This window comes from Pseudomonas sp. LY-1 (assembly GCF_053502595.1).
The window spans coordinates 6,018,617-6,030,008 of the sequence record NZ_CP094353.1; the positions used below are offsets into that span (position 1 = coordinate 6,018,617).

Sequence of the window (11,392 nt, forward strand, 5' to 3'; positions counted from 1 at the left end):
CCATCAGCAGCGCCGCAAAATCACTTCTTCTTACGCGGCCCGGTATTGAACACCGGCACCTTGCGCACCGGCTTGATCGACGGCTCGGCAGGCGCAACCTCGCCACTGTCCACCCACTTGCCCAGGTTGCGCTTGCCGCCACCACCGGAAGCCTTGGGCTTCTTCGGCTTTTTCGGTTTCTTCACCACTTGCCCACTGGCATCGGTGTCCGGCACGCGGTGTTCCGGCTCGAAATCCTGTTCCATATGCCGGGTCAAGGTCTGACGCGTGAGCATCTCGATGGCCGACAGCATGTTCACTTCATCGGCGCACACCAGGGAAATCGCCTCGCCGGTGTTGCCCGCGCGGCCGGTGCGGCCGATACGGTGGATGTAGTCTTCAGCCACAATCGGCAGGTCGAAGTTGACCACCAGCGGCAGGTCTTCGATATCCAGGCCACGGGCCGCCACGTCGGTGGCCACCAGGATCTGCACGTCGCTCGACTTGAAGCGGTCCAGCGCGCGTTGGCGGGTCGCCTGCGGCTTGTCGCCGTGGATGCCGTCAGCATTGATGCCCAGGCCCTGCAGCTTATCCACCAACGCGTCCACGCCGTTACGGGTCTTGGCGAACACCAGCACCTGCTTCCAGCGGCCCTTGCGCATCAGGTGGACAAACAGCTCCGGCTTGCGCTTCTTGTCCACCGGCACCACCCATTGCTTGACGGTATTGGCGGCGACGTTGCGCGGGCTGACTTCGATGCTCAGCGGGTCGTTGAGCATTTGCCCGGCGAGCGTGCGGATTTCATCGGAGAAGGTCGCGGAGAACAGCAGGGTCTGGCGCTTTTTCGGCAGCATGCGGTAAATATTCGCCAGCTCCTCGGAGAAGCCCAGGTCGAGCATGCGGTCGGCTTCGTCGAGCACCAGGGTTTGCAGTTGATTGAGTTTCAGCGCGTTCTGGCGAAACAGGTCGATCAGGCGGCCAGGCGTGGCGACCAGCACGTCGACGCCTTTGCGCAGCTTCATCATCTGCGGGTTGATGCTCACGCCGCCGTACACCGCGTAGGTGGTGAGCGGCAGGTTTTGGGCGTACTCAGCAACGCTGGCGTGAACCTGCTCGGCCAGCTCGCGGGTCGGGCACAGAATCAGCGCACGCGCCGAGTTGGCAGCGACTTTCGGCCCTTCCATGGTCAGCAGTTGCAGGAGCGGCACGGCGAAAGCAGCGGTCTTGCCGGTGCCGGTCTGGGCAGCGGCCATCAGGTCGCGGCCGGCCAGCACCGCCGGAATGGCTTGCGCCTGCACCGGCGTCGGGGTCTGGTAGCCGAGCGTCTCAAGGGCGCGCTGCAAGGGTTCGATCAGGCCAAGTGTGGCGAAAGTCATGTGGTTACCGTAGGGGAAATTCAGCGCCTAAGCGGGTAAAAAGGCGTTATGCGCGGCAGTTTACCTTATTTTCGGCCCAGGCTTTCGCCACTGGGGCAGGCTGATCAACAGCACGGCGCTGATGATCACCAACATGGCCAGTGCCTCTTCGATGCCGATGGACTCGCCGACAAACACGATCCCCAACAACACCGCCACCGCCGGGTTCACATAGGCATAGCTGGTCGCGGCAGCCGGACGCACGTGCTTGAGCAGGTACATATACGCGTTGAAGGCGATGATCGAACCGAACACCGTCAGGTAGGCCAGGGCCAGCCAGCCCTCCAGCGGCGGCATGGCTTGCAGGTGCTCACCGGACACCGCGCTGCCGAGCAACAGGGCCGCACCGGCCACCAGCATCTCCGCCGCACTGGCCATCGCGCCCTGGGGCAGCGGCAGTTGCCGGCTCCACACCGAACCGAACGCCCACGAAGCGGCGGCGAACAGCAGTAAAGCCGCGCCGATCGGGCTCGATTGCAAGGTGCTGCCCATGTTGAGCATGGCAATGCCGATAATGCCCAGGATCACCCCCGCCCACTCCAGACGGGTATTACGCGCGCCCCAGAAGTAACCGCACAGCAAGGTGAACAGCGGCACGGTCGCCACGGCCAGCGCAGCGACACCGGACGACACCCCCGCGTGCTCCGCCAACGTGACGCCGCCATTACCGAAAGTGAGCAGCAAAATCCCGATCATCCCGGCGGACTTCCATTGCACCCACGTCGGCGCCGGCACTCCACGCCAGCGCAAAAACGCGTACATCAGCGCCCCCGCCGTACAGAACCGAATCCCCGCCAGCAACAGCGGTGGCCAGTACTCCACACCGATCCGGATCACCAGGTAGGTAGACCCCCAAATCACATACAACGCAAAAAAGGCGGCGATCAACGGTAAGGGAAAGCGACGTGGGCCAGGCATTGGGCAGCTCTGCGGCAGAAAAAGAGAGGCTTATTCTAAAAAGACAGGTGCATAAACATAAGTTACAAAACCTGTTTAAACCGCCCATACACTTTTCAAAGCATGGTTATGAGGGCTATAAACCATGCTTTCGAAAGCCACCTGACGCTGGAGCCTTTTCATGGACAAATACGACCGCATGCTCCTCAGCGCCCTGCTCGAAGACGGCCGCGCGTCCTACGCGCAACTCGCGCGCACGGTCAACCTCTCCGCCCCCGCCGTGGCCGAGCGCGTGGCCAAGCTGGAAGCCAGCGGCGTCATCACCGGCTACCAGGCCAAGGTGGACCTGTCCAAAGTCGGCCTGCCGATCCAGTGCGTGATCGAACTGCGCCTGACCAACCATGGCAGCCAGAAGGTGTACGACGCCCTGGCCGAAATCCCCGAACTGACCGAATGCCACCGGGTCACGGGCGATCCGTGCGTGATCATGCAAGCGGCGGTAGGCACCATGCCGGAGCTGGAGAGTTTGATTAATCGGATAGCGAAGTTCGGGTTCAGCAAGACCTCGATCATTTTGTCGAGCGCGATAGAGCGGCGGGTGCCGTTGGGGCAGTTGGAGGGGAATGGGAAAAGTGGTGGCTGATCCAGCGCCATCGGGGGCAAGTCGAATCGTCGCACCGCCCTTCCCACTTTGATGGATGAACACAGTCAAAATGTGGGAGGGGGCTTGCCCCCGATAGCAGTGGATCAGTCAGCTTATGTGTAGCTGACCCACCGCAATCGGGGGCAAGCCCCCTCCCACATTTTGAACGGCGTTGTTCTATCAGAACCCGCGATGCTTCTTCAAATGCTCATTGATCTTCGCCGCCGGGACTTTCTGCAAGGTACACAGCAGGTCGTGGGACAGCTCGCGCAAGCCATGGGTCCGTCGCAGTTGCTCGGCCAGATGCGCCGTCAGGTTAGCCGCCATCTCCGCATCGGCCATGGCCCGGTGAGCCTGGCCGGTGTGGGGCAGTTGGGCGTAGCTGTTGAGGGTGCCGAGTTTGTGGTTGGGTGCAGCCGGCATGAGGCGGCGGGCCAATAGCAGCGAGCAGGCGAATTTTTGCAGGCGGGTGCGGCGGATCAGGCCCAGTTCGAAGTCCCAGAACTTCTGGTCGAACGCGGCGTTATGCGCCAGCAGCGGTGTGGTGCCGACGAACTCGTTGACTTCGTTCATCACCCGCTCGGCCGGCGGCGCGCTGCGCAGCATGGCGTTGCTGATGCCGGTGAGCTGTTCGATAAAGCCCGGCACGCGCACGCCTGCGTTCATCAGGCTCTGGTAGCGGTCCACGATCTGGCCACGTTCGAGGATGACCACCGCGATTTCCGTGGCCCGGCAGTGGCTGCTCGGGGTGATGCCGGTGGTTTCAAAGTCGATGACCGCTATACGTTCCAAACCTGTTCCAACTCCGTCTAAGCATTTATCTATTGAACCGCAGCGCTTATTTGAGCAGCAACGCGCCTTCGATCGGCACGTAGCGGCTGGCGGCGCGTATCAGTGAGTTGGCCGTCAGCCCCGGCACGCCGTAGGCCACGGCTTCGACGCCATGCTTGTGGATGATGCGGTCGAGCAGCATGTCGAAATCACCGTCGCCGGAAGCCAACACCACTTCGTCAACGTTAGCGGCGGCGTCCATGATGTCGATGGTGATACCCACGTCCCAGTCGCCCTTGGCCGAGCCGTCGCTGCGCTGGATGTAGGGTTTGAGCTTCACGGTAAAGCCCAGGTTGCGCAGGATCTGCTGGAATTGCTGCTGCTTGCTGTCACCACGGTCGATGGCATAGGCATACGCCTCGACGATCTGCCCGCGCGAGCTGATGTCAGCCCACAGGGCGGCGTAGTTGAAGTGGCAGCCATACGCCTGGCGCACGGTGTAGTAGAGGTTTTGTACATCGGCGAACACTGCAATTTTCTTCACCGCACTTCCCCATGACTGCCGCTTGGACCCCGGACGCGAAGGTCCGCAAAGGTTGCCAGTATGCCAGCCACGGGAAAGTTTCCGGGAAAAATCAGCCCGGGGCGGCAAAGCGCCCCGGCCTGGATGCGTCAGACGAAGGAATCGTCGTCGTCGAAGGAGGACGAGTTGTCGGAATAATCACTGTCCGCGAAGCTGTCGGAATTGTTGCTGCCCCAGTTGTCGTTGCCCGCAAACTTCTGGTCATCGTTGCCCCAGTTGCTGTTGTCACTGGCAGGCGCAGGCACTTCACGGATGATTTCTTCCACCACTTGCGGCTGTTGCGAGTTGTGGTTGAACAGGCTGCTGATACCTTCCGCCAGCATCACACCACCGGCCACACCCGCTGCGGTTTTCAGGGCGCCACCGAGAAAGCCACTGCCGATGGGGGCGGCAGCGGGTTGTTGCGGCTGTTGGTAATTCTGCTGCGGGGCGGCGTAGTTTTGTTGCGGTGCAGGTTGTCCGAAAGACGGCCGAGCCGGTTCACGCCAACCGCCGCCGGATGAGGCCGGAGCGCTCTGTGGCGGTTGCGCGTCACGGGAACCGCCGCCGAAAATGCTCGACAGAAAGCCACCGCTGCTCGGCGCCGGTTGTGCCGCCTGGGACTTGGCCCGCTGCAGCTCGTCTTGCAATTGCTGGATCTGTTGCGCCTGCTGCTTGTTCTGCGCGTCGAGGTTCTTGAGCGCGTGTTCCTGCACCAGGATCGACTGGGTCATGTAGTACCCGGCCGCCGGTTGGCGCGTCATATGCTCCTTGATCCGCGCTTCGGCCTGCGCGTCGCGGGGGGCTGAGTCCGTTTCGGCCTGTTGCAGCCGTGAAAACAGTCCATCGATCAGGGTTTGCTCTTCGCTGTTCATGGCGACCTCGTTAGATTGCCGGTAAAAATCATGGTCCGGCCTGTGATCAGGCTCGGTCCTGCTAGTTATGGGGGTGTTACCAGTTGTTTCAATGGTCTTTACTCAAGGTTTACGTTTGCTTGCTCACGGCACCTATCGGTTAAAGTGTGCCCCTGCTTTTTTTCGGCCTGTGATGACTCTGATGAATCCGTTAGATGTGCTGCGCGACTCCCTCCGTTTCACCCAGCGCAACCTGGGCGCCATCGTCCAGCTGTGCCTGCCGCTGGTGATCCTCGAAGCCCTGCTGCAACAGGTGCTCGACCACACGCTCGGCCCGGACGCCTTCCCCGGCTACAGCGTGGTGGTGGGGTTGCTGGTGTATCCGCTGTACACCGGGGCGCTGATCCTGTTTCTCGACGCCCGCACCCGTGGCGAATCGCCGCGCACCAAGGATGTGTGGGCCATGGCCCTGACGCTGTGGCCGCGCTTCGCCCTGCTGACGGCGATGAGCACCCTGCTGATATTGCTCGGGCTGTCGCTGTATTTCCTGCCGGGCCTGTGGCTGATGGTGGTGCTGGCGTTCGCCGAGTACCTGCTGGTGCTGCGCGGCATGCCTGCACTGGCGGCGATGAAGGAAAGTTTGCGCCTGACCCGCGGGCATTTCTGGCGAATCCTGGTGTGCCTGCTGTGCGTAATGACGCCACTGTGGCTGCTCAAAGGCGCCAGCATGGCCGCGTATCCCGAGCCCGCGCCGTTGCTGGGCGTGCTGATCGACAGCGCGCACAGCTTCCTGCAGCTGTTTACCAGTGTGGTGCTGTTCCGTTTATTTATGCTGATCGGTGGCGACGCCGACGTGCGGTGATATGCTCCGTGTCACCCCTGACACGCTATAAGCCGAGCCGATGACCCGTTTATTGCGCATCACCTTGCTGGGCCTGCTGATCATCGCGGGCCTGCTGACGGCCCTGATCTACAGCCTGACCTGGCGCCCCGCCGACAAGCAAACCCTGCCCGTGAGCTGCATCGCGCCCCGTGCGCCGACCCTGTTGCCCGGGCAGGCGCTCAAGGTGATGACCTGGAACGTGCAGTACCTGGCCGGCAAGAACTACGTGTTCTGGTACGACACCGCCGACGGCAGCGGCCCGGACGACCGCCCCACCGTCGAAGACATGGCCTTCAGCCTCGACGAAGTGGCCCGGGTGATTCGCGACGAACAGCCCGACATCCTGCTGTTGCAGGAACTCGACGAAGGCGCCAAGCCGTCCCACTACCAGGATCAGGTGGCGCTGCTGCAAGAGCGGCTCGTCGATCTCTACCCCTGCAGCGCCCAGGCCTTCGACTGGAAAGCCGACTTTATCCCCAACCTGCATATTTTCGGCAGCGTCGGCCGCAAGCTGGTGACCCTGAGCCGCTACCAGATCGAACACGCCGAACGCCTGCAATTGCCCGTACCGCCCGCGGATTTCATCAGCCGTCAGTTCCAACCCAAACCGGCGTTGCTGCTGACCTATCTGCCCTTGAGCGACGGCGGCCAACTGGCGGTGCTCAACACTCGCCTGGAGGGCGACGCACCCGGGCGCAATGCGGTGCAAGCACAAGTCCAGGCCACGGTGAAACTGCTGGATAAGTTCGAAAGCCGCGGTACGCCGTGGTTGATCGGCGGGGATTTCAATTTGCTGCCGCTGGGGCAATTCCTGCGCCTGGATGCCGGTAAACGCGGGCAGTATTCACCGGACAGCGAACTGCATCTGCTGTGGGACAAATACCCGATGATCCCGAGCAACAGCGAATCCACCGGGATTGATCGTGAGCAGTGGCTGACGCACTTTCCGAATGACCCGAGCCTGGACGGGCCGGATCGCACCGTCGATTATCTGTTTTACAGCTCGCGGATCAAGCGTGTAGAAGCCAAGGTGCGCCAGGCGGATACGTTGCGCATTTCCAACCATCTGCCGGTCATCGCCCGCTTCCTGCTGCCCGCCGCGCAATAACCGCCCCTCCCACATTTGAATCGCGGTCACGCTTACTTGCGTGGTTTGATTCGGGCGGTGGCCTCGGCCACCAACGGGTCATCCGGCCAGTAATGTGACCTATCAAATTACGTTCCTTCGATTGACACCGCCAAATCGCCCGTAATCCCTACCTATGATGCTATTTCGGCGACTCCCCATTGACCGTCAAACTCACCCCCATTGATTGACAAAAACTGACGCCAATCAAGAGAAGGTTTGACAGGTGTACCAGAGCACGTCAGGTCTTACAGCACAAAATGTTTGACACTGAACATTCGGCCCACTACTCCCGAATGCAATCAAACAGAGTTTGAACCTGCGTCCCTGAGCGCCCGCCATGCCCAGATCTTTTCTTCAGCGCCCCTTGAAAGGGTGACGCACGTCCCCATTTCTCTGTGAACGCCCCCGCAACCTCTTCGCAAGGGAATGCTCACCATCATGACTACTGGGAAGTTGATCGATCGCTTTGAAGGGCCGTCAGGCCGCGCCGTTCTTGAGGAAGTACTGCTTGAGCAGAAGCTGGTACTCGGAAATCAAGACCTAGCACGCCGCCTCGCAGAGGTAGGAACGCTGGAGGAGATCGCTAAGGATGCTGTGCTCATTACCGAGGACGCGGAGGACTCCGAGGTTTATTTCATCATCACAGGGCATTTCCAGGTGAAGGTCCATGATCGTGAAGTCGCAACACGAGGGGGCGGCGATCACGTCGGAGAAATGGCTGCTCTGGTCCCAACAGCGAAGCGCTCTGCTACTGTACTGGCCACCGAGCCCTCGATTGTCTTGAAGGTCAGCGCGGCAGACTTCAAGTCCATTGCGGACGCGTATCCCTCGGTTTGGCGACAGGTCACTCGGCAACTGGTCGATCGACTACACCAGCGAAACGACATGGTGCTTCCTGCCCATCAGTCATCCCACGTATTCATCATTTGCTCGGTCGAGGCACTCCCTATTGCCCGGGCAATCGAGAATAACCTTGAGCACGACAAGTTCTTCGTAAAGACCTGGACACAAGGCGTTTTCCGCGCATCGCAGTACGCCCTTGAAAGCCTCGAAGAGCAACTGGACGAGTGCGATTTTGCCATCGCAATCGCACAGCCGGACGACTCCGTCACAATGCGCGAGGAAACCAAGAATACGCCGCGCGACAACGTCATTTTCGAGCTTGGCCTGTTCGTAGGACGACTTGGCAGGGCACGAACCTTCCTTCTTGAGCCTAGGGGTGACGAGGTACATCTGCCGTCAGATCTGAAAGGGCTGACAACCATCGGATATCGCCTAACGAAAAGTGAAGACCAGCTGCCCTCCAGCCTATCTCCAGCCTGCAATCAGCTACGCACCATTTTCAACAAGCTAGGACCGAAGTAACGGATATCTGTCAACAAGCAAATTTGGCATGCGCTTGCCTACCGCATTGCAGCGCGCCCAATCACCCGAAGGAGTGATCGATGAGCAAGAGCTGGAACCATGATCGCGCTGCAAAACACATAGACCAGAAGATCGCTGATGTTGAGGAAATCACCATCAAGGATTACGTGCGCGACATGTCGTTGGAATCGATTCCTACCAGTACCGCGTACCGCGTGGATGGGGTCCACATGTATGCGGACATCATGAATCTCGAGGACATGCTGAACATCACTGCAGTCGAGGGCACAGAGTGTCACAAGCGCACGCTGCGCTTTCTTGACCAGCACTACCGGGCAGTCAAGCGAATTCTCAACAAGGTTGATGCGCGCCGCGTCGACTTCCACAGTCAGCGGCTGCACTCCCTTTTCACTAAGCCGTACAACACTGAGTCCGGCGCTGAGACCAAGCGTGTTCAACGCGCCGTTGCGACTGCGCAATTGATCATTGACGTGCTTGCAGAGACGGGCGACGACGATGAGCAAATCCCAGCAGCCAAGGTTCGAATTGGCATCGATACCGGCCTAGCTCTTGCTGTAAACAATGGCCGCAGCGGGTACCGCGAACCCTTGTTCCTGGGCGATCCAGCGAACCATGCCGCGAAACTGGCCAGTAATAACAAGGCCAGGGGTATCTATCTGACCAACAATGCTCGTAAGGCCATCGGCCTTGCGGAAAGCGATGAGCCGGAAAAATCTGCCCTAACCGCGATAGAGATCAAGGCATGTCAGGATGCGGCCAAGCTGGATGTCACGTCCGACGAGATCGTCGAGGAGTGGCGTGAGGATCTGAAAAAGAACCCCATTGGCGGTTACCAGTTTTCCCGCCAAACCCCACCCCTGCGTGATATGGACATTTACTCGCTGACTCCGGCCAACTCGAAGCGACAGGAGATGGTGAGCCTCTACGCCGATATTGATGGCTTCACAGCCTACGTGGCCGATCACATCAACGAGAAGACCGACGATGTCGTGCGGACTTTGCATGTCATCCGCTCCGAGCTGGAGCGGGTCGTGACTTCCGACTTCGAAGGGCGCCGGGTGCGCTTCATCGGAGACTGCGTGCAAGCCCTATCCTGTGACGGCACCGCGCATACTACTGACGAAGAGAAGTCAGTATCCGAGGCCACACGGCTAGCAGGTGCACTGCGCAGCAGCTTCAATCTCGCAATTGAGCGGCTGAACGCCGAAGGTATTGAAACCGGCGACCTCGGCCTCGCGATTGGCTTCGATCTGGGCCCAATAGCCGTCACGCGCCTGGGCGCCAAGGGTAATAGAGTTAGGTGCGCTATCGGGCGTAGCGTGATCGAGTCTGAGAAACGCCAATGCGCGTGTTCGGGGGTGGAAACCGCGATCGGGCAAGTAGCTTACGACGCAGCATCGAAAGCTGTGCAGAACCTGTTTGGGAAGAGTCGTAAGACATCACACCTGGACTACAACGAAGCTACCGAAGCCCTGGCAGATGATGGGGACGCATCTGCGAAGCAAGCTCGCTCGGAAGCCTATGCGGGTTCCGCCGCCATCATTCGCGCAGATGAGCGTCAGGTGCAGCCCCACTCCCGCCAGAAAGTAGACGGCAGCCGTTGAGCACAGCGCTCGACCTGATTGCACAGGTCGCCCCAGATTTCGGGGGTACCTGTGTAACATCCGTTCCGCAGACAGCAACGCTTGATCTTCCGATTCGGCTGGTGGACGGGAGAACGCTCCCCTACAAGCTGCATTTACGCCAAGACGGTGAATGGATAGAAGCACGCGAAAGCACACCACATCACTTGCCAGGCTTTTGCCCGGAACGGCACATCAATTATGATGGTACGTTCTGTCTGTTTTACGCGGGCGCCAATCCGCTTCCTGTCTCAGACGAGCCGTCCGCTCGTGCCTGGCTTGAGACAATCTACAAATACCTAAAGCTTCAAGAGCGCGCTCGCACTCTGCGCAGATGGCCGAATGGTTCCGCGTGGGCACACGGCGACGCAGCTCGACATCAACTGCGAGCGCAGAAGGCTGCGAGCGCAATCAGTGGCAAAATCGCTAACGATCTTGCGGTAAATCAGCTAGGGCTCAAGCGCAGAAAGTCCAAAGAGCGACCTATCTTGGATGTGATCTCCGGAACAGTGCCTTTGTTTAGCGTGTGGGAAAAGTCCCGGCGGGTAATCAACCAAAAAAGGCGCTGCTTCTGCGGCCTGTATGGACGCCGCCGTCCTAAACGAATTCGACGCTGCCATGACCATGCAAAGCAGGCTACCGAACTGGCTTTCGCATTGCGGGACTGGGAAGAGGCTGAGCGGCAATATTGGGACTCCATGCACGGCAAGCCTTGCTGTGGTTCCTGCGATAGCTGCCCACTCAGCCCATAAGTCCCGGTGTAATTCGGGCTGGTCCCCAGGCGAGTCGGCATCTGGACTAGCAGCCCGCCGCTCATACCGGGGACGTTTCGTCTGATCAGGCAACTGGCAGGAGCAACAACAGGATCTTAACCCTGAGCAGTCGAAGGCCATGATGACCGGCCGGTACCCCGTTTTTAGTACTTGGCAGAAGTAACGGCCAGGCCACGGGGGCCTACCTCAAGATGCTCCTAAAAGAGAAAATAAATTAATGTACGCCAGGGCTTCCAGCCCCTCCCCTTCGAACATAACATCACGTCACGTTACAAACCTAAGCCAGGTGCCCATGCCTATGAAAACTAGCAATCGCGTTGTGATCGAGGTTGATCCTGCCCAAAAGCAGCAGATCTACGCCGCACTCAAGGCGCGTGGGTTGACCATGCGTGAGTGGTTTCTGCAGCAGGTGAGTCAGGAGCTTTCCATTCCGCAGCCCACCCCACCCTCCAGTCAGTCGAGCAACGATTAAGTATTT

Annotated in this window: 12 protein-coding genes; 7 read left to right on the top strand and 5 right to left on the bottom strand. The window is 59.8% G+C overall.

Annotated elements, in window-relative coordinates; translation table 11 throughout:
* Positions 1 to 20: 20 nt before the first annotated feature.
* A complete protein-coding gene (locus MOQ67_RS27600; protein WP_126588946.1) occupies positions 21 to 1,355 on the bottom strand; it encodes a DEAD/DEAH box helicase in 1,335 nt (444 codons plus the stop codon).
* Between the two features lie 60 nt (positions 1,356 to 1,415).
* Entirely contained in the window at positions 1,416 to 2,312 is an 897-nt protein-coding gene (yedA, locus tag MOQ67_RS27605; RefSeq protein WP_057005123.1) for a drug/metabolite exporter YedA, read from the bottom strand.
* Between the two features lie 160 nt (positions 2,313 to 2,472).
* Between yedA and MOQ67_RS27610 the strand changes: the two genes are divergently transcribed.
* A complete protein-coding gene (locus MOQ67_RS27610; RefSeq protein ID WP_046381959.1) occupies positions 2,473 to 2,934 on the top strand; it encodes an Lrp/AsnC family transcriptional regulator in 462 nt (153 codons plus the stop codon).
* Between the two features lie 180 nt (positions 2,935 to 3,114).
* Here MOQ67_RS27610 and MOQ67_RS27615 read toward each other — a convergent pair whose 3' ends face one another.
* The 3 genes from MOQ67_RS27615 to MOQ67_RS27625 all read right to left on the bottom strand — a co-directional run bounded on the left by MOQ67_RS27615 (position 3,115) and on the right by MOQ67_RS27625 (position 5,142).
* Positions 3,115 to 3,726, bottom strand: coding sequence for a 3'-5' exonuclease (locus tag MOQ67_RS27615; RefSeq protein WP_017848307.1), 612 nt, complete (start codon positions 3,724 to 3,726; stop codon positions 3,115 to 3,117).
* 46 nt (positions 3,727 to 3,772) lie between these two features.
* Positions 3,773 to 4,249, bottom strand: a complete 477-nt coding sequence (locus MOQ67_RS27620; protein ID WP_017848308.1) for a LabA-like NYN domain-containing protein — start codon at positions 4,247 to 4,249, stop codon at positions 3,773 to 3,775.
* Between the two features lie 128 nt (positions 4,250 to 4,377).
* A complete protein-coding gene (locus MOQ67_RS27625; RefSeq protein ID WP_017848309.1) occupies positions 4,378 to 5,142 on the bottom strand; it encodes a DUF2076 domain-containing protein in 765 nt (254 codons plus the stop codon).
* Positions 5,143 to 5,323: 181 nt separating this feature from the next.
* On the opposite strand from MOQ67_RS27625, the gene MOQ67_RS27630 reads away from it, so the two are divergent.
* The 6 genes from MOQ67_RS27630 to MOQ67_RS27655 all read left to right on the top strand — a co-directional run bounded on the left by MOQ67_RS27630 (position 5,324) and on the right by MOQ67_RS27655 (position 11,386).
* Entirely contained in the window at positions 5,324 to 5,983 is a 660-nt protein-coding gene (locus MOQ67_RS27630; protein WP_046381956.1) for a YciC family protein, read from the top strand.
* A 40-nt stretch (positions 5,984 to 6,023) separates the two neighbouring features.
* Positions 6,024 to 7,112, top strand: coding sequence for an endonuclease/exonuclease/phosphatase family protein (locus tag MOQ67_RS27635; RefSeq protein WP_126588947.1), 1,089 nt, complete (start codon positions 6,024 to 6,026; stop codon positions 7,110 to 7,112).
* Between the two features lie 459 nt (positions 7,113 to 7,571).
* Complete coding sequence (gene pycTIR, locus MOQ67_RS27640) at positions 7,572 to 8,498, top strand: Pycsar phage resistance system effector protein PycTIR (protein ID WP_010562503.1); 927 nt, start codon at positions 7,572 to 7,574, stop codon at positions 8,496 to 8,498.
* 80 nt (positions 8,499 to 8,578) lie between these two features.
* Entirely contained in the window at positions 8,579 to 10,123 is a 1,545-nt protein-coding gene (gene pycC / locus MOQ67_RS27645) for a Pycsar phage resistance system uridylate cyclase PycC (RefSeq protein ID WP_003127475.1), read from the top strand.
* Positions 10,120 to 10,893, top strand: coding sequence for an E2 domain-associated cysteine-rich protein (locus tag MOQ67_RS27650; protein WP_073624886.1), 774 nt, complete (start codon positions 10,120 to 10,122; stop codon positions 10,891 to 10,893). Before pycC ends, MOQ67_RS27650 begins: the two co-directional genes overlap by 4 nt.
* A 319-nt stretch (positions 10,894 to 11,212) precedes the next feature.
* A complete protein-coding gene (locus tag MOQ67_RS27655) occupies positions 11,213 to 11,386 on the top strand; it encodes a hypothetical protein (protein WP_016712140.1) in 174 nt (57 codons plus the stop codon).
* The last annotated feature ends 6 nt before the right edge of the window (positions 11,387 to 11,392 follow it).

Excerpts from the sequence above, each read along its gene's own strand:
- MOQ67_RS27610 (WP_046381959.1), top strand. The coding sequence starts at position 2,473 with ATGGACAAATACGACCGCATGCTCCTCAGCGCCCTGCTCGAAGACGGC.
- MOQ67_RS27630 (WP_046381956.1), top strand. The coding sequence starts at position 5,324 with ATGAATCCGTTAGATGTGCTGCGCGACTCCCTCCGTTTCACCCAGCGC.
- pycC (WP_003127475.1), top strand. The coding sequence starts at position 8,579 with ATGAGCAAGAGCTGGAACCATGATCGCGCTGCAAAACACATAGACCAG.
- MOQ67_RS27635 (WP_126588947.1), top strand. The coding sequence starts at position 6,024 with ATGACCCGTTTATTGCGCATCACCTTGCTGGGCCTGCTGATCATCGCG.
- pycTIR (WP_010562503.1), top strand. The coding sequence starts at position 7,572 with ATGACTACTGGGAAGTTGATCGATCGCTTTGAAGGGCCGTCAGGCCGC.
- MOQ67_RS27625 (WP_017848309.1), bottom strand. The coding sequence starts at position 5,142 with ATGAACAGCGAAGAGCAAACCCTGATCGATGGACTGTTTTCACGGCTG.
- MOQ67_RS27600 (WP_126588946.1), bottom strand. The coding sequence starts at position 1,355 with ATGACTTTCGCCACACTTGGCCTGATCGAACCCTTGCAGCGCGCCCTT.
- yedA (WP_057005123.1), bottom strand. The coding sequence starts at position 2,312 with ATGCCTGGCCCACGTCGCTTTCCCTTACCGTTGATCGCCGCCTTTTTT.
- MOQ67_RS27655 (WP_016712140.1), top strand. The coding sequence starts at position 11,213 with ATGAAAACTAGCAATCGCGTTGTGATCGAGGTTGATCCTGCCCAAAAG.